Origin of the sequence: Leifsonia sp. NCR5, from assembly GCF_002105485.1 — a bacterium.
GTDB lineage: Bacteria > Actinomycetota > Actinomycetes > Actinomycetales > Microbacteriaceae > Leifsonia.
This window is the reverse complement of record NZ_NCSR01000021.1, coordinates 24,543-42,331: the sequence shown is the minus strand read 5'-3', so window position 1 is coordinate 42,331 and position 17,789 is coordinate 24,543. Positions and strand designations below refer to the sequence as shown.

19 protein-coding genes and 1 tRNA gene are annotated in these 17,789 nt (G+C 67.9%); 14 read left to right on the top strand and 6 right to left on the bottom strand.

Annotated features, from left to right (window positions below):
- Window positions 1–6: 6 nt before the first annotated feature.
- From B7438_RS15980 to B7438_RS15970, 4 genes are all read left to right on the top strand, one after another.
- Window positions 7–939: a ThiF family adenylyltransferase gene (locus tag B7438_RS15980; protein WP_179150850.1), complete on the top strand. Its 933-nt coding sequence runs from the start codon at window positions 7–9 to the stop codon at window positions 937–939.
- 368 nt (window positions 940–1,307) lie between these two features.
- Window positions 1,308–2,219 carry a hypothetical protein gene (locus tag B7438_RS20370; RefSeq protein WP_143465992.1) on the top strand — a complete coding sequence of 304 codons (912 nt, stop codon included), beginning with the start codon at window positions 1,308–1,310 and terminating at the stop codon, window positions 2,217–2,219.
- The gene (locus B7438_RS15975; RefSeq protein ID WP_085370672.1) at window positions 2,197–3,309 is read left to right on the top strand and encodes a JmjC domain-containing protein; all 1,113 of its coding nucleotides are present in this window, start codon (window positions 2,197–2,199) and stop codon (window positions 3,307–3,309) included. Before B7438_RS20370 ends, B7438_RS15975 begins: the two co-directional genes overlap by 23 nt.
- Window positions 3,306–4,601: an MFS transporter gene (locus B7438_RS15970; protein WP_085370671.1), complete on the top strand. Its 1,296-nt coding sequence runs from the start codon at window positions 3,306–3,308 to the stop codon at window positions 4,599–4,601. The genes B7438_RS15975 and B7438_RS15970 overlap by 4 nt, the downstream gene beginning before the upstream one ends.
- Here the strand turns inward: B7438_RS15970 and treZ are convergent.
- Together treZ and treY are read right to left on the bottom strand one after the other, a co-directional pair.
- Complete coding sequence (treZ, locus tag B7438_RS15965) at window positions 4,598–6,286, bottom strand: malto-oligosyltrehalose trehalohydrolase (RefSeq protein ID WP_085370670.1); 1,689 nt, start codon at window positions 6,284–6,286, stop codon at window positions 4,598–4,600. The genes B7438_RS15970 and treZ overlap by 4 nt on opposite strands.
- Entirely contained in the window at window positions 6,283–8,556 is a 2,274-nt protein-coding gene (gene treY / locus B7438_RS15960) for a malto-oligosyltrehalose synthase (protein WP_085370696.1), read from the bottom strand. Before treY ends, treZ begins: the two co-directional genes overlap by 4 nt.
- A gap of 143 nt (window positions 8,557–8,699) precedes the next feature.
- Between treY and B7438_RS15955 the strand changes: the two genes are divergently transcribed.
- Both B7438_RS15955 and B7438_RS15950 read left to right on the top strand, forming a co-directional pair.
- Window positions 8,700–8,873 carry a CsbD family protein gene (locus tag B7438_RS15955; RefSeq protein ID WP_085370669.1) on the top strand — a complete coding sequence of 58 codons (174 nt, stop codon included), beginning with the start codon at window positions 8,700–8,702 and terminating at the stop codon, window positions 8,871–8,873.
- A gap of 119 nt (window positions 8,874–8,992) precedes the next feature.
- Window positions 8,993–9,265, top strand: a complete 273-nt coding sequence (locus B7438_RS15950; protein WP_085370668.1) for a hypothetical protein — start codon at window positions 8,993–8,995, stop codon at window positions 9,263–9,265.
- A 96-nt stretch (window positions 9,266–9,361) separates the two neighbouring features.
- Here the strand turns inward: B7438_RS15950 and B7438_RS15945 are convergent, their stop codons facing one another.
- Both B7438_RS15945 and B7438_RS15940 read right to left on the bottom strand, forming a co-directional pair.
- The gene (locus tag B7438_RS15945) at window positions 9,362–10,306 is read right to left on the bottom strand and encodes an NADP-dependent oxidoreductase (protein WP_085370667.1); all 945 of its coding nucleotides are present in this window, start codon (window positions 10,304–10,306) and stop codon (window positions 9,362–9,364) included.
- Between the two features lie 38 nt (window positions 10,307–10,344).
- A complete protein-coding gene (locus B7438_RS15940) occupies window positions 10,345–11,319 on the bottom strand; it encodes a helix-turn-helix domain-containing protein (RefSeq protein ID WP_085370695.1) in 975 nt (324 codons plus the stop codon).
- 86 nt (window positions 11,320–11,405) lie between these two features.
- Between B7438_RS15940 and B7438_RS15935 the strand changes: the two genes are divergently transcribed.
- Both B7438_RS15935 and B7438_RS15930 read left to right on the top strand, forming a co-directional pair.
- The gene (locus B7438_RS15935; protein ID WP_256922074.1) at window positions 11,406–11,627 is read left to right on the top strand and encodes a hypothetical protein; all 222 of its coding nucleotides are present in this window, start codon (window positions 11,406–11,408) and stop codon (window positions 11,625–11,627) included.
- A 117-nt stretch (window positions 11,628–11,744) separates the two neighbouring features.
- Window positions 11,745–12,236, top strand: coding sequence for an SHOCT domain-containing protein (locus B7438_RS15930; RefSeq protein WP_179150849.1), 492 nt, complete (start codon window positions 11,745–11,747; stop codon window positions 12,234–12,236).
- Between the two features lie 127 nt (window positions 12,237–12,363).
- Here the strand turns inward: B7438_RS15930 and B7438_RS15925 are convergent, their stop codons facing one another.
- Both B7438_RS15925 and B7438_RS15920 read right to left on the bottom strand, forming a co-directional pair.
- The gene (locus tag B7438_RS15925; protein WP_256922073.1) at window positions 12,364–13,440 is read right to left on the bottom strand and encodes a zinc-binding dehydrogenase; all 1,077 of its coding nucleotides are present in this window, start codon (window positions 13,438–13,440) and stop codon (window positions 12,364–12,366) included.
- Between the two features lie 3 nt (window positions 13,441–13,443).
- Window positions 13,444–13,737 (bottom strand): GNAT family N-acetyltransferase, encoded by a 294-nt coding sequence (locus B7438_RS15920; RefSeq protein ID WP_085370664.1) that lies wholly within the window; start codon window positions 13,735–13,737, stop codon window positions 13,444–13,446.
- A 168-nt stretch (window positions 13,738–13,905) separates the two neighbouring features.
- Here B7438_RS15920 and B7438_RS15915 point away from each other — a divergent pair, with 168 nt between their 5' ends.
- The 6 genes from B7438_RS15915 (at window position 13,906) to B7438_RS15890 (ending at window position 17,762) form a co-directional block, all read left to right on the top strand.
- Window positions 13,906–14,682 carry a dienelactone hydrolase family protein gene (locus B7438_RS15915; RefSeq protein ID WP_085370663.1) on the top strand — a complete coding sequence of 259 codons (777 nt, stop codon included), beginning with the start codon at window positions 13,906–13,908 and terminating at the stop codon, window positions 14,680–14,682.
- 16 nt (window positions 14,683–14,698) lie between these two features.
- On the top strand, window positions 14,699–15,085 hold the full coding sequence (locus B7438_RS15910; protein WP_085370662.1) for an MmcQ/YjbR family DNA-binding protein: 387 nt from the start codon (window positions 14,699–14,701) through the stop codon (window positions 15,083–15,085).
- Window positions 15,086–15,125: 40 nt separating this feature from the next.
- A tRNA-Arg gene (locus tag B7438_RS15905) sits at window positions 15,126–15,198 on the top strand.
- Window positions 15,199–15,308: 110 nt separating this feature from the next.
- Window positions 15,309–15,704, top strand: a complete 396-nt coding sequence (locus B7438_RS15900; RefSeq protein ID WP_085370661.1) for a hypothetical protein — start codon at window positions 15,309–15,311, stop codon at window positions 15,702–15,704.
- 112 nt (window positions 15,705–15,816) lie between these two features.
- Window positions 15,817–16,764, top strand: coding sequence for a ribokinase (locus B7438_RS15895; RefSeq protein ID WP_085370660.1), 948 nt, complete (start codon window positions 15,817–15,819; stop codon window positions 16,762–16,764).
- On the top strand, window positions 16,761–17,762 hold the full coding sequence (locus tag B7438_RS15890) for an ABC transporter permease (protein WP_085370659.1): 1,002 nt from the start codon (window positions 16,761–16,763) through the stop codon (window positions 17,760–17,762). The genes B7438_RS15895 and B7438_RS15890 overlap by 4 nt, the downstream gene beginning before the upstream one ends.
- Window positions 17,763–17,789: the final 27 nt, after the last annotated feature.

Sequence of the window (17,789 nt, the reverse complement as noted above, 5' to 3'; positions counted from 1 at the left end):
TGGACTGTGACCACAACGAGCGACGCGCTGCACATCTCCTCAGAGACATCGAGTCTCTCGGTCAAGCTTCCGCCCGAACACCTTGCCAATGCCAGTCAGTTGCTCAGCGGATGGGAGCATGGCAGCGTTCCTGAGCTGGAACCTTTGCGCGCTGACCTGATCCGACGAGGAGTGCTGCGGCCTCTGGCGATCCCGCCGGCTCCTGCCCAATCGAGGCAGATTGAATACTGGCGAGCGTTTACCCAGAATGCGCTCGAAACCGTCGAACGCCTCAGCAACGCGACCATCGCCGTCGTCGGAGTGGGCGGTATCGGGAGCGTCGTACTCCAGCACCTCGTTGGGGCAGGCGTCGCCAATTTTCGCCTACTCGATTCGGACACTATTGACGCGTCCAACCTCAATCGGCAGTTCATCTACGACGTCGAGTCAATCGGAACCCCAAAAGTCGTCACCGCCAAGAGATTTGTTCTGCAGAGAGCGCCGAACGCGCGAGTGTCCGTACTCGAAGAAGAATGGCAACCCGAGTCGGCCGAGCAGCGCGAATTTCTCTTCGATGGCGTCGACTTCGTCGTCGCCGCCATCGACAAGCCAACAATCAATGCGTCCATCGCAGTATTAGATAGAGCATGGAGATCTGGGGTCGACTCGATCCTTGCGACCACCGGACTGTCGAAGTCGCTCGTCACGCAGGTATTCGCGCCGGACCTCAGCCTCCAGTCACCCCGACAAGCAATGCACTTCGTGCCTCGATCGGCAGAGTCGCCATTTCTTGCTTCCCACGGTCCGACGAACACCGTTCCCGCGGCGATTGCTGCCGACCAAGCGTTAAACCACCTAGGTGGGCTCGATAGTCGCGTGGAATACTCACGGCCGCTGGTGATTCTCTGGTCACAGGACGGCACGCCGATATCCACGCGGGTGGATCGAGTTCGGCTTTGACACGGCGGGTCGTTCTCGAAATCGATACATCGCCGTCTACGTACCTCGCTCCCGGCGAATTCACTGGGCTCCTCGTCAGCAAACAGTTGCATCGTGCCCTGTTTCGTGAATGCGGCCAGAGCGTTGTCCCTGACCTGATCGCCGTTCACGATCGGGTCGGGGACCACGAGTGGGTCTTCCGAATGGCAGGTGACGCCAGGTGGGGAGATGGTCAGCCTGTAACCGGTGCACACGTAGCGCGCCGCCTTGCCGACGTTTCGAAATCGCGCCGCTGGGCGTGGCTTGCGACTCTGCTGCGTCGCTGCGAAGCTCCCGATAAGGACACCATCCGGGTCACCACTCGGCGCGGCGTAGCGATACTGGACCGAGTGCTGGCGAACCCCGCATTCGCGCCACGCAGACCCTCGCACTCTTCGGGCGCATACTTCCTCCTCCGGGAAGATCGCGATCGGACCGTGCTCGTCCCCCGAGATTCATCGGCAGCGCCCGTCGTAGAACTGGTCTCGACCGGATCTCGCATCGAAGGGCGTCGTCAGTTCGACGCGGGCGCGCTTGACATCGGCTGGGGGGTCGGAGTTCCTCCGCAATTCTGGACACGGGAGGATCCCGGCCCGTTCGCGCGCTCGCCTGAACTGGACATGCATGTGATCGTGGCCGCCGGACGGACCGTGTCTCCCGACTCGGCGCGGGAAATTCTCGATTCCTGCGCACTCGCACGTGGTCTGCCTGCAGGGATCGACGCCACCAGCACGCGTTTTGCCGGGGAACGCAACGCTCCTGCTCAGGCTCGTCCGGTGGCGATCGACGACGAATGGCCGCTCTTCTTCAGCGAGTTTCCTCCAAATCGCGAGATTGCGAACTCGCTCGCGCGCGCGTCAAACGGCCGGCTGATTCCGACGCGAGTCTCGTATGGCGCTCTCGTCGACGGATCGCTTCGACAACACGGATTCAGCCTAGAGATACACGCGACCCAGTTTCCCGATGCTCTCGGCATGCTCGTGGAGACCGCCTTGATCGAAGGGACATCGCTTCCGGTGTCGGGCGACCTCCGCGAAGCCGCTAGCCAGATCTGGGGTACTGAAAACGAAAGCTCACGACGTGAGATGGCGAGATCTGTGGAACAGCATCTCGACACGATTCTGCGGCGCAGAGTGATCGGCCGAATGCGATCGCGCTTCCGATCGCATTCAGATCTCAAGATCCCGCGCACAGGGTGGCTCGACTTCCGACAATTCACCACTTTCGAAGGGGTAATGCATGAGTCACGCCAAAGTCACTGAGGAGTTGCTTTCACTCGCGGGCAGTCGGGACAGCGAGGAATTCGCAGCGGGCTCCATCCCCGCCGTCATTGCGCGAGAACTCCTTTCACCAGGAGAACTCGGCGTATTCCTCTGCAATCCTCTTGTCCGCTTTCCGCAGGTGCGGGTTGCCATGTCCGGCAGAGCTGTCGCTGCCGGTGACTATGTGACCTCCCGCCGCATCGGCACACGATCTGTAGAGGACGGAATAGACGGCCTTCGCGTCGCGGAGTGGCTCACCAAGGGCGCCACCGTCACCCTGGACTCCCTCGAATACCTTTCGAAGCCAGTTGCTCGGATCTGCGAGTCGTTGTCAGATGCCCTCGGACTGACGGCAACGGCTACCGCCTATGTGACTCCTCCCGGAAAACGAGGACTGAGCCCGCACACGGACGAGGAAGATGTCTTCGTCCTGCAGACGTACGGAACGAAGAACTGGATCGTCGATTCCGCGCAACGTCAGGAGACCGCGACGGCAGCTGGCTTTCCGTTCAACGACCAGATGAAGCAGGTCGCCCCCGTGACTTTGCGCCCCGGCGACATGTTCTTCATGCCAGCCGGAACTCCGCATGTTGCGGCAGCGCAGGCTGATCTCTCCATCCACATCACCATCTCGGTGGAGCGACCAAGGCTCAAGCACCTGCTTGAAGAGGCCGTCGCGACAGCCGTCTCCGTCTATCCCGAACTCAACAGGCTCCAGCGATGGAGTGCTGCGGAAAATCCCTCTGCAACGACGCTTCTGGAGCTTGTCGCACGCGTTTCGTCCACAGCTGTGCCCGCGAGAATCAGCATCGCGCCGAGTGCGTTGCCGTTCGATTCGTGGGACTCGCTGGATTCCGCCCGACTCAGTGTTCGGCTCATTGCGCCCATGAAGGTCACGCAGAATCTGGACAGCTACACACTCGCCTTTCCTGACTTCCGAATCACGCTCAACGGAGCGACAGGAAGATCTCTCGCAGGCCTTTCCATGCTCGATTGGACCTTGGTCGAGCCTGGCGACGGTGAGTGCAGAGAGGTCTTGTTCCAGCTCATCGGTCGCGGTGTCATCGAAGCTACAGGTGCCACCGCATGATGGACACCGTCAAGCTTTGGAACAGGGAGTTCAAGCGGCTCTGGTGGAGCGAAGCTCTTTCGTTTTTCGGCAGCCAGCTCACGCTCTTCGCAATTCCGATCGTCGCCCTTCAATACTTGCGCGCGTCGGCTGCGGATGTCGCCTGGATCAACACAGCAGCAGGACTTGGCACCCTTCTGTTCCTTGGACTGCTCAGCCCGTGGACGGACCGTGCGCGCCGGACACGGTTCATGATGTTGATGTCGGGCCTGCGTGCCCTCATTCTCGGCTCTGTCGCGATTCTGTTCTTAGCCGACCGACTCTCAATCATCGTCCTTATCGTCGCGGCAGGCCTCGTCTCGGGCTTGACCGGCTTGTACGACAGTGCGTTCGCAGCACTCATACCGGGGGTCACTCACCGAACCAAGCTGCCTGCGGCAAACACCTGGGTGGCAGGTATCCGTTCAGCGGGCGACATCGGAGCCGGAGCGACGGCGGGACTCTTACTTCAGGTGCTTTCGCCGGTAGCGCTCTTCCTCGCCGATGCGGCTACGTACGTGGCCTCCGCAGTCCTGATCTCTCGGATCCGCGACCGGGAACCCCCTCGCGCGGAGAGGCTTTCCGCAAAAAACTATATTCGTTCCCTCGGATCCGGGTTCAGCATCCTTCGTCGGAACCGCATCCTCTGGCCGGTGAATGTATCGATCGCCCATTTCAACCTGTTCACCACGGCGATACAAGCGGTTTACGTCACGCACGCACTGCGCACCGGTTCGATGTCTCCCGCCGAGATCGGATTCGCGGGTGCCATCGGCGGCGTTCTAGGCCTCCTCTCGATGAGTGTCGCGTACCGCATCTGGGATCGACTCCGCCCGATCGGGGCGCTCGCGACGACATTCGCGCTGCCAGCGATCGCCGGTCTGGGGATGCTGTTGCTCGCTCCAGGGGAACCAATTGTCAACGTTGTGATTCTGGGTTTGTCTCTAGGTCTCTGGGCTTCCTGCGTCATGATCAACATCACGGGGACAGAGTCGCTGAAGCAGATGCTCATCCCTGAATCCAGGCTTGGGCGTCTCTCCGCAGCGAGCAGGTTGCTCACCTGGGGCGTCGACCCGGTTGGCGCGGCCCTTGCGGCTTCACTTGTGCTGGTCCTCCCGACGGGTGCCGTCCTTGCTATTGCGACGGCGGGCGTTGTTTCCTCGGCAGTCTGGATCGTCTGTTCAGCGGAAGTGCGACGTTTGCCGCGCCTTTCCGAACTGGCCTCCAAACCCTCCCAACCGCCACCCGTTGACAGGCGCGGGGGCGTCCGCTAGCCCGCGGGCGCGACCCGCACAGCGTCGCCGAACCGGAGCAGCGCATCCGGGGTCGAACCCGCACTTTCCGGCAGGCGGTTCCCGCGCAGGTTCACCAGCACGCGCATCCCACCTCTGGTGAACGAGAACACGTCGCCGTCTGCGACGATGTCCGTCGCCCGCGCATCGGCGGGGACGGTGCGGCGCAGCGCGATGAGGTCGCGGTAGAACGCGAGCAGCCGCGCGTGCTCCTGCTGCTCCGGCTCGGACCAGTCGAGGTGCGAACGCTCGAACGTCTCCGGATTCTGCGGGTCGGGGACAACGTCGGGATCCCAGCCCATCTTCGCGAACTCGGCGATCCGGCCGCGGGCCGTCGCCTCGCCGAGCTCCTTCTCCAGGTGCGAGGTGAAGAACTGCCACGGTGTCGTCGCGCCCCACTCCTCACCCATGAACAGCATGGGCGTGAACGGTCCGAGCAGCGTGAGCGTCGCGGCGGCCGCCAGCTGCTCCTGGGTGAGCGTGGCGGTGAGCCGGTCGCCGACCGCCCTGTTTCCGATCTGGTCGTGATCCTGGCTGAACGCGACGAGCCTGGTGTGGGGGATGTCCGCATCCAGTGGCCGTCCGTGATGGCGTTCCCGGAAGCTCGACCAGGTGCCGTCGTGGAAGAAGCCGCGGTCGAACACCTTCGCCAGCGACGCCACGCCCGCGAAGTCGGCGTAGTACCCGGTGGTCTCGCCGGTGAGGTTCGCGTGGATGGCGTGGTGCACGTCGTCGTCCCACTGGGCGCCGATGCCGTAGCCGGTGCGCGCGCGGTCACGGATGATGCGCGGGTCGTTGAGGTCGCTCTCGGCGATCAGCGTGAGCGGGCGGCCGAGCTCGGCGCTCGCCGCGTCCACCCTGGTCGCCAGCTCCTCCAGGATGTGCACGGCGCGTTCGTCGTGCAGGGCGTGGACGGCATCCAGTCGCAGCCCGTCGACGTGCAGCTCGCGCAACCAGTACAGGGCGTTGTCGACGATGTACTGCCGCACCTCGTCGGACTGCGGCCCGTCGAGGTTGACCGACGCTCCCCAGGTGCTGTGGCCGTCGCCCAGATACGGGCCGTAGACCGGCAGGTAGTTGCCGCTCGGGCCGAGATGGTTGTAGACCACGTCCTGGATCACCGCGAGGCCGCGGGCGTGGCAGGCGTCGACGAACCGCTGGTATGCGGCGGGGCCGCCGTACGGCTCGTGCACCGCGTACCAGAGCACGCCGTCGTAGCCCCAGCCGTGCTCGCCGTTGAACGCGTTGACCGGCAGCACCTCGACCGCATCCACCCCCAGCTCGACGAGGTGGTCGAGCCGGGCGATGGCGGAGTCGAGCGTTCCGATGGGGGTGAAGGTGCCGATGTGCAGTTCGTAGATCACGGCGCCGGTCAGCTCCCTGCCGCGCCACGACCCGTCCGCCCACTCGTGCGCGGACGGGTCGAACTCGCGGCTCAGCTCGTGCACGCCGTGCGGCTGCCGCAGCGACCTGGGGTCGGGATGCGGCCCGTCTCCGTCGACCACGAAGCCGTAGTCGAGCGGGGCGTCGCCCGGCAGCGGCGCGTCGAGCTGCCACCAGCCGCCGTCCGTGCGCGTCAGGACGTGCTCTGCGCCGCTGTCTCCGCCGCCGATCACCAGGGAGACGGTGGATGCGCCGGGCGCCCACACCGGGAACCGCCGGTTCACAGCGCCACCAGCAGCGCGACGGGGTAGCGCTCGAAGATCCTGGCCAGCGGGGTGACCCCCGTGTGCTCCGCACCGGTCAGTTCGTCGCGCATCCGTTGTCCTCCGAGGTCGATGGTGGTGTCTCCCCAGCCTCCCGTAGCGGAGAGGCCGATGGGGAGCCTGGTCGCGAGCGCGATGGCGCCGCCGCGGTCGAAGCCGACGAGGTGGTCGGCCTGAGCGCCCTCCGCGAGCACCGGCCGGTACGTCGTGAACAGGTCGGGCCGGTCGCGGCGCAGGCGCAGAGCGCGCGAGGTGACGAGCACCTTCGCGGCCCCGGAGGAGTCGATCTCCGGCAGCCAGCCGTCGTCGATCCTGGCGAGCAGCGCATCCGCCACCTCGAAGCCGACCGGGCGCCGGTTGTCCGGGTCGACCAGCGACTGCTCCCAGCGCTCGCTGCCCTGGTAGACGTCCGGCATCCCGGGGGAGAGCAGCTGCAGCAGCTTGGCGCCGAGGCCGTTGGATGCTCCCGCCGCGTCGATCCGCGCGACGATCGCCTCGATCTCCCCGCGCACGATGTCGTCGTCGTATGCCGCGTCGACCAGGCCGAGCAGACGCTCCTCGAAGTCTGCGTCCCCGTCCGTCCACGACGTGCGCGTCCCCGCCTCGCGGGCGGCCTTGAGCGCATATTCGCGCAACCGCTCACGCGAGATCGGCCACGCGCCGACCGCGGCCTGCCACAGTCCGTCCTCCAGCGACGGGTCGCCGATGGATGCGCGGGCGCCCACCTCCCGCAGGAACCGCGCCCACGCCCCCGGCACCTCCGCGAGCTCGGAGACGCGGGCGCGGGTGTCCTCGCCGCGCTTGGTGTCGTGGGTGCTCAGCGTGGTCAGCGACTCGGGCAGACGGGCCAGCCGGTCGGCCTGCCGCTCGTGGAACGTGGCGACGGACACGGCGAACTCCGCGGGCTCCGCGCCCACCTCGGTGAGCGTGATGAGCCGCGTGTACCGGTAGAAGGCGTTGTCCTCGACGCCCTTGGCCATGATCATCCCGCTGGTCTGCTGGAACCGGACGGCTGCGGGGTCGGCAGGGTCGGACAGGCGCTCGGAGACGCGGCCGATGGCGTCGGCGATGTCCGGCCGGGAGGCGAGCGCGGCATCCCGTGCGGTGTGGAGGTGTTCGAGACCGAACGGGAGGTAGCTGCGGTAGACGGGGAAGCAGGCGGCGAGCTCGGCGATGGCGTCGACCGTGTCCTCCCCGGCCTCTCCGCCGTCCAGCTGGCGGGCGATTCTGCGCACCTCCGAGTTCAGGATGCCGTCGGCCACGGCGCGCTTGCGGTCGTGCACGAGCGTCGCCCAGTCCGTCTCCGCGTCGCCCGCGAGCTCGGTGAGTTCCTGCTCGCCCGCCTGGTCGACGAAGACGCGGTCGATCAGCGCCAGCGCGTCATACCCCGTCGTGCCGCTGACCGGCCAGTCCGGGATGCGCTCGTCGCCCTCGATGATCTTCTCCACCCACACCGGCTTGCCGTCGGCGAGCGCGGCCAGGCGCTCCAGGTAGCCTCCGGGGTCGGCGAGGCCGTCCGGGTGGTCGACCCTGAGCCCGTCGACGAGGCCGTCGCGCATCCACCTGCCGATCTCGACGTGGGAGTCGTCGAAGACCTTCTCGTCCTCCACCCGGATGCCCGCGAGCGTGTTCACCGCGAAGAACCGGCGGTAGTTGAGGTCGTGGTCCGCGCGCCGCCAGGAGACCAGCTCGTAGTGCTGGCGGTCGTGCACCTCGGCGGGGCTTCCGCCCTCCGTGCCCGGGGCGATGGGGAAGCGGTGCTCGTAGTAGCGCAGCTCGCCGTCGACGAGCTGCAGCTCTGCGGTGTCGTCGTCGCTGCCGAGCACCGGGATGCGTACCCGGCCTCCTCCTGCCGCCCAGTCGATGTCGAAGTGGCCGGCGTACGCGGAGTCCTGACCGTGCGTGAGCAGATCCCACCACCAGGCGTTCAGGCGCGGGGTCGCGATGCCGACGTGGTTGGGCACGATGTCGACGAGCACCCGCAGTCCGCGGCGGTGGGCGGCGTCGGAGAACGCGCGCAGCGCATCCTCTCCTCCGCGGGCCGGGTCGACGCGGGAGTGGTCTATCACGTCGTAGCCGTGTGCTGAGCCCGGCTCCGCCTCCAGCAGAGGGGAGAGGTACACCCAGCCGGCGCCGAGCCTCCGCAGATAGCCGAGAAGTTGTGCGGCGTCGCGCAGGGTGAATTCGGGGGTGATCTGGATTCGATAGCTACTGGTGCTCACGTTTGTCATCCTCTTCGCGTCCGCCCCCGCTGGGAAGGCCCGCATTCTCCGAAGTTCCTGGCAAGGGGGTAGAAGCGACGGGCGGGGAGTGGGAGCGTCGTTCACAGGTCGGCGGACAGCCGACGCGAATGCGTGAGAAAGGGAGGATCGTCATGGGACTCGACGACAAGATCCACAACGCTGCTGAGAACGCAGGGGGCAAGGCCAAGGAAGCGGCTGGCAAGGCCACCGGCAACGAGCGCCTCGAAGCTGAGGGCAAGGCGGACCAGACCAAGGCCGACCTGAAGAACGCCGGCGAGAAGGTCAAGGACGCGTTCAAGGAATAGTCCACGAACGACGAGAAACGGCCGTACCCCGGAATGGGGTGCGGCCGTTTCTCGGTGCACAGACTCTTCACCGCGCGTTCATCTGGTGTTCACCGCTCCGCGGGAGTAAGTTCCGGAGAATGGGCGACCGTGTGGAGCGCGCCAAGGCCTGGCGCGGAGTGGGTATCGGGCTGTCGTTCGCCGTTCTGGCGGCGATCGCGACCGGTGCGCTCGCCGTGGCCATCCCGACGCAGGGCGAGAATCCGCGGGCCTGGGGAGTGATCGTGTGCGGTGTTCTCACCGTCGCGATCTGCGTCCAGCTGGCCCTCCGGAACTGGCGCAGGATCCGTCATTACCGGGGCGACGACCTCCCCCTGGCGAGGGCTGGAGCGAAAAACCGTACGACCGGTTAATGGTAGTATTTTGGGCACGAGGCGCCGGTGTTGGTCGACGCCGTCACGGGGGTTATGGCGCACCCGCCGGCGCCTCTTCTCCGCTGCGCCCCCTCGTCACGGCAACAGGATGACCTTCCCGCCGGGGTGACCGGACTCCACCAGCCGCTGCGCATCCGCCGCCTTGCCCAGCGGGAACGTCCGCGCGATCTCGACCACGAACTCGCCGCGCGCGATCAGATCGAGCGCAACTCCGTACGCCTCCTCCCGCCACGCCTGCTCCTGCGGTGTGAGGGGAACGGGACTGCCACCCGCCCACGCCTGGATGCCCCACTCGGCGGCGCGTGCGCCCATCACGATGGTGCCGATCCGCGAGCGGTCGTCGACCAGTTCGAAGGACGCCTCCAGCGCTTCGTCGGTGCCAATCGCATCCAGGATGCGGTCGTAGCCCTGCGGGGCAGCGGTGCGCAGGCGATCGACCAGCCCCGGTCCGTATTCCACCGGGATCGCGCCGAGCGCGCGCAGGGCGTCGTGGTTGCCCGCGCTCGCCGTGGCCACCACGGTGGCGCCGTCACGCGTCGCGAACTGGATCGCCGCGCGCCCCACACTGCCGGAGCCTCCGTGGATGAGCAGCGTCATCCCCTTCCCGACGCCCAGCGAACGCAGCGCCTGGTAGGCCGTGCTGACCGGAACCCCGATCGCGGCGGCCTGCTCCCAGGTCACCGTCGCCGGCTTCCGCACCAGCTGGGCCGTGGATGCGGTGAGCTGGCTCGCGTACGCCCCGTGCGCCCCGCGCACCACCACCTCGTCGCCCACCGCCCAGTCCGTGACGCCGTCGCCGACCGCGGACACGACGCCGGCAGCGTCCGAACCGAGCCCGCGCGGCCCGGTGATCGGACCGCTCGGCCGCAGCGCAGACCGGATCTTCCCGTCGATCGGGTTCACTCCCGCCGCCCGCACGTCGACCACCACGCCGCCCGCCGGCGCCGTCAGAGGCGGAACCTCCACCACTTCGAGCACCTCCGGCCCGCCGAACCGCTCATACTGCACCCGCTGCCCCATCACCGCTCCTCTTTCTTCATGCCTGCCTGCACCGCGATTCAGGAGGCGGGCGTGAGCGCGGGCTCGCTGCGGGCGAATGCGGCGCGGTAGCGCGTCGGCGCGACGCCGACCTCCGCGTCGAAGTGGTGGCGCAGCAGGGTCGCGCTGGCGAACCCGCACTGGCGAGCCACCTCATCCACCGGCAGGTCGGTCGTCTCCAGCAGCAGCCGAGCGTGCAGGATGCGCTGCGTGGTCAGCCACTGCATCGGCGACACCCCGGTCTCCGCGACGAAACGGCGGGAGAAGCTGCGGGTCGACATGTGCACGCGTTCGGCGAGCGCGCTGACCGTGTGGTTCTCGTCGAGGTTCTCCGTGAGGTGGGTGAGCAGTTCGGTGAAGGTGTCGTCCGTGCAGTCCGGCACCGGACGCTCGATGTACTGCCGCTGGCCGCCGTCGCGCTGCGGAGGGACCACCATGTTGCGCGCGATGGTGTTGGCGGTCGCGCTGCCGAGCTCCCTGCGCACCAGGTGCAGGCTCGCATCCACCCCGGCGGAAGTGCCGGCGCTCGTGATCAGGTTGCCGTCGTCGACGAACAGCACATCGGCGTCGACATCTGCGGCGGGGAAGCGCCGGGCGAGAGCGTCGGCGTAGCGCCAGTGCGTCGTGACCTTGCGGCCGTCGAGCAGCCCGGCCGCGCCGAGGATGAACGCGCCGGAGCACACGCTGAGCAGGATCGCGCCGCGGTCGGCCGCGCGGCGCAGAGCGTCGATCAACTCGGGCGGGTACTCGTCCCTGATGCGCGCGGCCGGCACGGCGATCAGGTCGGCGTCGTCCATCGCCTCCAGCCCGTACGGCGCGATGATCGGCGCTCCTGTCGGGTTCGGGATGGGGACGCCGGGCTCGATCGCACACACCCGGAAGTCGAACGGCTCGATGCCGGCGTAGCTGCGGTCGAGGCCGAAGACCTCGCAGACCACGCCGAATTCGAACATGGCGAAGTCGTCGATGAGCGGCACTGCGACAGAGCGGATCATGCCCGTCAGCATACTGGCCGAATCTTTGCGAAGGAAGACCCAAAGCCATCTCGTGGCCGAATGTTTTCTTCCGTAACGTTCATGTCATGGCACAGGGAATCTTCGTACAGGGTATGGAACACGGCTGGATCGGCCACGCGACCGGCGCCGAGAGCGCGGTCGAACGCATCCCGCGTCGTCGGCGGTTCGTGTTGAGCGAGTGGCTTCCGGCAGCACTGCAGGCGCGCGGGATGCGCGTCGACCGCGAGACGGAGCGGGCATACGCCGACCTCAGCGCGGCGCGCGACGCCCGCGAGTCCGGCCGCTGACCGCTCCGCCGTCGCAGGACACCGGCCGTAAAGCGCTCTAGACGGGCCGAACCTCCCGCGCTACTCTCAGCGCATACCCAGGCCCGCCTCGGCCGGGGTCACGGAGGGTGGGGAATCATGTGGGATAACTTCTGGAACATCATCTGGCTCTTCTTCTGGAGCTTCGCGTTCATCGCGTACCTGTTCGCGCTGTTCTCGATCGTGGGCGACCTGTTCCGCGACCACAAGCTCAACGGCTGGTGGAAGGCGCTGTGGATCATCTTCCTGATCTTCGTGCCGTTCCTCACCGCGTTGGTCTACCTGATCGCACGCGGGCCGGGCATGGCGGAGCGCAGCCAGAAGGAAGCGCGTCAGGTGCAGAGCGCGACCGATCAGTACATCCGGACCGTCGCGAGTACGAGCCCGGCCGACGAGATCGCCAAGGCCAAGCAGCTCCTCGACCAGGGTGTCATCACCCAGGAGGAGTTCGCGCACCTGAAGGCCCGCGCCCTCGCGCACGACGGAGGGGCCGCCGGTGGGGCGCATGCAGCGCCGCCAGCGCCAGCGCCTGCCGCCGCGGCGCCCGCCGCGCCGACCGGGCCGACGCCGCCCGCACCGCCCGCTGCCTGACGCAGCCCTGACGCGGCGAGCGCCCCAGAAGAAGGGGTCCGTGTTGACCGACCGGTATGCAAAGAGGTTTGCTTAAGGGGTCGGCTGGCGCAGACGCTGGGACCAGGGGCCCTTTCGACCGCGCCGGCTACTTACCCGCTGCGTGTGTGGGAGGGAGCGTTCTCTCCCACACACGCCGGGCGGGGTCAACGACCGTCCGTGGTCCCTCCGGCATCGTCACGACGACCTTGCGGCCGCGCTGTGCCCGGTCTGCCGCGCGGTGCGCATCCCGGATCCGCTCGAACGGCACCGCATCCACGGCGGGGGCGGTCAGCTCACCGGCGGCGAGCATCCCGAGCAGTGCCGTGAGGTCGCGGCGGTAGTCGTTGCGTCTCGTCGCGACCAGCCCCGGCACCGAGCACACCCGCTGCCGCTGCGCTCCGAAGCGGTGTGCTGCGGCGGTGAGCGAGCCGCGCAGCGAGTCGCCGCGCTCGTGTCCTCTGCGCCCGACGAACGCGGTGTGCACCCAGGTGCCGCGCGGCGAGAGGGCGGTCAGCACCTCCGGTGACCCGGTGTGGTCGATGGCGGCGTCGGCCCCGCCGTCCGTCGCGTTCTTGACGCGCGCCGCCCAGAGCGGGTCGGTGTAGTCCACGAACGTCACGCCCAGTGCCTCCGCCGCTTCCCTCGACCGGGTGGATGCGCTGCCGAACACCGTCAGCCCCTCGCGCGTGGCCAGCTGCGCGGCGTACGAACCGACCGGGCCGGTGACGCCCTGGACGAGAATGCTGCCGCCCGCATCCACCTCCGCCAGCCGGAGGGCGTGGGATGCGGTCACCAGGTCGAGCGGCGCCGTCGCGGCGACCGCGGAGTCGAGTCCGTCCGGAACGGGGGCGAGGAGCGAGGCGGGGATGACCAGCCGGGTGGCGTGCGCGCCCATCCCGGGCAGCACCCCGGCGACGCGCGCTCCGGCGCGCAGACCCAGCACGGACGAGACGGCCGACTCGGTCTCGAGCACGCCGACGAAGTCGTATCCGGGGACGAACCCGGGGAACGGGTGGAAGACGTAACCGCCGCGGCGCGCGAGCACGTCCGTCGACCCGACGGACGCGTGGGTGACCCGCACGACCACCTCTGTGCCGCGCGGTGCGCGCACCTCCTCGTCGACGAGCTGGACGACGTCGGCGTCGCCGAACGCGGTGATCCGCGCCGCTGTGCGCTCCGGCACGGCTCAGCCGGCCCTGCGGGCGAGCAGCCCCGACCGCTCCTGGTGCGCCTCGAACCAGTCGGCGACGTACCAGCACATCGGGACGATCCGCAGCTCGGTGTTCGCCTCGATGTCGTTCACGGCGTATTCGACCAGCTGCGCCGCATACCCTTTCCCGCGTTTCGCGGGAGTGGTGAACGCCCTCGTCAGCGAGATCGAACCGCCCAGGATGCTGTAGTCCAGCACGCCGACGAGCTCACCGTCGATGTGCATGGCGTACCGTTTCGCATCCGTTTCATTGCTGAACTCCGTGGCCATGCGCCCATCGTACGTCCGTCGCGCACGAACGGAACCCGAGGTAGGCTGGCGCCGTGGGAACCCGACCCGCACCCGATCGGGCTTCCGCGCGCTTTCCGCGTTCGAGCCACAGCAGGCCAGGCCGCAGGCGACATCCGTCGCGTGTGCACCGAAGACTCTGGAGCTGTTGTGACGTTCGATTCCCCGTCGCCCCTCTCGCCCGCCCATGAGGCGCTGCTCGCGCAGGTGCCGATCCGCGACAGGGCGGTGATCGAGACCGAGACGCTCGGCTACGAGCACGAGGGGGTGGCCCTCGAGGGCTACCTGGCGAGGGATGCGCAGGCCGACGAGCGCCGCCCGGCCGTCCTCCTGCTGCACGACTGGCACGGCGTCGGCGACACGGTCAGGATGCGCGCCCAGATGCTCGCCCGCCTCGGCTACGTGGCGTTCGCGGCCGACCTGTACGGCGTCGGCGTGCGACCGCAGGGCGACGCGGCTCCCGCGGAGGCGGCGAAGTACTACAACGACCTCGCGCTGCTGCGCACCAGGGTCGCCGCCGGCTTCACGGTGCTGCAGCAGCATCCCACCGTCGACCCGGCCCGGCTCGCGGTCATCGGCTACTGCTTCGGCGGTACGGCCGCGATCGAGTTCGCGCGCACGGGAGCACCCGCCCGCGGTGTGGTGTCGTTCCACGGTGGGCTGATCGCGCACGATCCGTCCGACGCCGCGGCGATCGCCGCATCCCTCCTGGTGCTGACCGGCGGCGACGACCCCGTGGTGCCCCCGGATGCGGTGGTCGCGTTCGAGAACGAGCTGCGCACCGCCCCGCACGTCGACTGGCAGGTGACCACATACTCCGGTGCGCCGCACGCGTTCACGATCCCCGGAACGGACAGGTACCGCCCGACGGCGGACGCGCGCAGCTGGCGCGCGATGGTCTGCTTCCTCGACGAGGTGTTCGCCTGAGCGGTACCCTCGCCAGATGGATCACCCGGAACTCTTCGAAGACGGCGACCCGTTCGTCGAACGGATGCGCGCCATCTGCCTCCGCTTTCCCGACGCCGTCGAGGTCCAGACCTGGGGACGCCCCACCTTCCGGGCAGGCAAAAAGGTCTTCGCCCTCGCCGGAAGCGGCCTCGCGCGCCCGTACTCGCTGGTCTTCAAGCCGGACCCGGATGAGGCGAGAGCCTTCCACGAGGACCCTCGCTTCTTCGTGCCCAAATACTGGGGAGCATCCGGCTGGCTGGGCATCGACATCGACCAGGCCGCCGACGACGCCACCTGGAAAGAGCTCGCCGAACTGATCGAAACCTCCTACCGCCAGGTGGCGTTGAAGCGCCAATTGGCGGTACTCGACGGTGTCATGTAAGCTCTAATCCGGCCCGCGAGCAGCAATGTTCGAAGGCATTGCGCCCGTAGCTCAACGGATAGAGCATCTGACTACGGATCAGAAGGTTGGGGGTTCGAATCCCTCCGGGCGCACACTGGTTGAGACAGTAGACACGGCCCCCGCTTCGGCGGGGGTTTTGTCGTTGGCGGGGGTAGGCGATCTGCCAGGCTGGACTCCGACGTCCCCCACCGAGGAGCTCCCGATGCCGCGCATCACATCCCCGCAGGCCAAAGCGACGTTCGTCGTCCTCGGGTGCGTCGCCGCGGTCGTCGCCGCCGTGTTCGGGGCGCTGGCGCTCAGCGTGACGGGTGGCCTCGTCCTGTACTGCGCGGTCCTCGGTGCCGTCATCGTGTTCGGGGCGCGGGTCTTCCGGGGCGAGGACGAGGACGCGATGGCGCCGCGACCCCTCTGGCGCATGACCGCGAAGCCGGCCGCCGGATTCGTGCTGGCCGGGTTCTTCGCCCTCCAGGCCGTCTCGACCGGCGTCAGCGCAGCGAACGCCGACGCGTACGCGCCGCTGTACGTCGTGGCCATCGCCTTCTCGCTGGCGGTCGCGGCCGCGTACCTGAACTCGTCGCTGCGCCTGCGGCGCGGGTAGCGCGCGGCACCGGACGCACACGCTTCCACGCGTCGGCTTGACGCGTGGACAACTATGTACATAGACTCGCTCATGTTCATAGTTGTCCACGTACAAGGAAGTACCCGAATCAATGAAGATTGCCGTTGTCGGTAGCTACGGAGCCGGCCTCACCATGCGTGTTCCCTTGGCGCCCGAAGCCGGCGAGACCGTGTCGGGAGGCACGTTCGACAGTGGGCCAGGCGGCAAGGGGTCGAACCAGGCCGTCGCCGCCGCGCGGCTCGGCGCGGACGTCTCCCTGCTCACCGCCGTCGGAGACGACGACTTCGGGCGAGCGGCGCGCGAGTTGTGGCGGGCGGAGGGTGTCGACGCATCCAAGGTCGTGACCGGCGCTGGCGCGACGATGGTCGGCTTCATCCTGGTCGAACCGTCCGGGGAGAACCGCATCGCGATCGCGCCCGGTGCACTGGATGAGCTGGGGGAGGCCGCCGTCGAGACGTTCCGCGACGAGATCGCCGCCGCCGACATCCTGGTCGTCTCGATGGAGATCCCGATGGATGCGGTCGTCGCCGCCCTGCGGATCGCCAGGGAGGAAGGCACCCGCACCCTGCTCAACCCCGCGCCCGCGAAAGCTCTGCCGGACGACGCCTGGGCGCTCATCGACATCATCACCCCCAACCAGACCGAGGCGCCCGTGCTCCTCGGGCTCGGACCGGATCACGGACGCAGCGAGCGGGAACTGGTCGAGGCGCTCCGCGAACGGCTCGACGGCGGGGTCATCCTGACCCGCGGATCCGATGGTGCCCTGCTCAGCGACAGCGACGCCGACGCCGACGCCGACAACCCTGCAGACACCATCGTGGCCATCCCACCCGCCGTCCCCGTGCGCGTCGTGGACACCACCGGGGCAGGCGACTCCTTCACCGCGGCCCTCGCCGTCGCGATCGCCGAGGGCAAGACACTCGCAGACGCCGCAGCGTTCGCCGCCCTCGCCGGCGCCCACACGGTGTCGATCCCCGGGGTCATCCCCGCCCTTCCCACCCGCGCTCAGCTCACCCAGACGAATGGACCGACTCGATGACCGCCACCACCTCAGCGCCGCAACGGAGCGCGATCGACTTCCGCAAGATCCTGCACGCCCGTGAGGCCGGAGTGTTCGCAGCGCTGGTGCTGCTCTTCGTGCTCGGGACCGTGCTCTCGCCCAGCTTCCTGCAGGGCGGGAACCTGCTGTCCGTCGGCCAGCAGGTCTCGCAGATCGGGATCATGGCCGTCGGGGCGACGTTCGTCATCGTCAACGGCGAGATCGATCTCTCCGTCGGCTCGATCTACGCCCTCTCCGCGATCAGCACGGGCATGGCCATCGCCGCCGGGGTGGCCTGGCCGCTCGCGATCGTCATCGGCCTGCTCGTCGGTGTGGTCGCCGGTCTCCTCAACGGACTCGCGGTTGTGCTGCTCGGCGTCCCGTCGTTCATCGTGACGCTCGGAAGCCTCAGCGTCTTCCGCGGCGTCGCCCTGCTCATCTCCGACGGCGCCCCCATCTCACTCAGCGCGTCGAACTCCGGTGTCGCCGAATTCAACCTGCTCGGTCAGGGCAGGCTGTTCGGCGTCATCCCGATGCAGTTGCTGTTTTTCATCGTGATCGTCGCGCTCGGGGTCGTGCTCCTCTCCCGCTCGCGGCTGGGATTCAACACGTACGCGGTGGGCGGCAACAAAGAGGCAGCGCGCCTGGTAGGCATCAACGTCTCCGGCGTGAAGGTCGCGGCGTTCGTGCTCTCCGGATTCACCGCGGCCGTCGCCGGAGTGCTCGGCCTCTCGTTCCTGTCCTACGTGCAGGGCGTCACCGGCAGCGGACTCGAGCTCACCGTCATCTCGGCCGTCATCATCGGCGGGGCCGCCCTGTTCGGAGGCTCCGGCACCATGTGGGGCACCGTCATCGGCGTGGTCTTCATCGGAGTGCTTCAGAACATCCTGAACATCAACGGCATCTCGTCGTTCTGGCAGACCGTCGTCACCGGTCTCGTCATCGTCGCCGCAGTCGCGGCGGACACCTGGCAGCGCAAACGCAAAACCCGCGCGTGACACCCGGATGCGCCGACGCAGACGCAT

Coding starts and splice junctions, on each gene's coding strand:
- B7438_RS15935 (WP_256922074.1), top strand. CDS start 11,406: ATGGCACAGGGAATCTTCGTACAGGGTATGGAACACGGCTGGATCGGC.
- B7438_RS15940 (WP_085370695.1), bottom strand. CDS start 11,319: ATGATCCGCTCTGTCGCAGTGCCGCTCATCGACGACTTCGCCATGTTC.
- B7438_RS15930 (WP_179150849.1), top strand. CDS start 11,745: ATGTGGGATAACTTCTGGAACATCATCTGGCTCTTCTTCTGGAGCTTC.
- B7438_RS15900 (WP_085370661.1), top strand. CDS start 15,309: ATGCCGCGCATCACATCCCCGCAGGCCAAAGCGACGTTCGTCGTCCTC.
- B7438_RS15950 (WP_085370668.1), top strand. CDS start 8,993: ATGGGCGACCGTGTGGAGCGCGCCAAGGCCTGGCGCGGAGTGGGTATC.
- B7438_RS15970 (WP_085370671.1), top strand. CDS start 3,306: ATGATGGACACCGTCAAGCTTTGGAACAGGGAGTTCAAGCGGCTCTGG.
- B7438_RS15920 (WP_085370664.1), bottom strand. CDS start 13,737: ATGGCCACGGAGTTCAGCAATGAAACGGATGCGAAACGGTACGCCATG.
- treY (WP_085370696.1), bottom strand. CDS start 8,556: ATGACAAACGTGAGCACCAGTAGCTATCGAATCCAGATCACCCCCGAA.
- B7438_RS15895 (WP_085370660.1), top strand. CDS start 15,817: ATGAAGATTGCCGTTGTCGGTAGCTACGGAGCCGGCCTCACCATGCGT.
- B7438_RS15955 (WP_085370669.1), top strand. CDS start 8,700: ATGGGACTCGACGACAAGATCCACAACGCTGCTGAGAACGCAGGGGGC.
- B7438_RS15945 (WP_085370667.1), bottom strand. CDS start 10,306: ATGGGGCAGCGGGTGCAGTATGAGCGGTTCGGCGGGCCGGAGGTGCTC.
- B7438_RS15975 (WP_085370672.1), top strand. CDS start 2,197: ATGAGTCACGCCAAAGTCACTGAGGAGTTGCTTTCACTCGCGGGCAGT.
- B7438_RS15910 (WP_085370662.1), top strand. CDS start 14,699: ATGGATCACCCGGAACTCTTCGAAGACGGCGACCCGTTCGTCGAACGG.
- B7438_RS15890 (WP_085370659.1), top strand. CDS start 16,761: ATGACCGCCACCACCTCAGCGCCGCAACGGAGCGCGATCGACTTCCGC.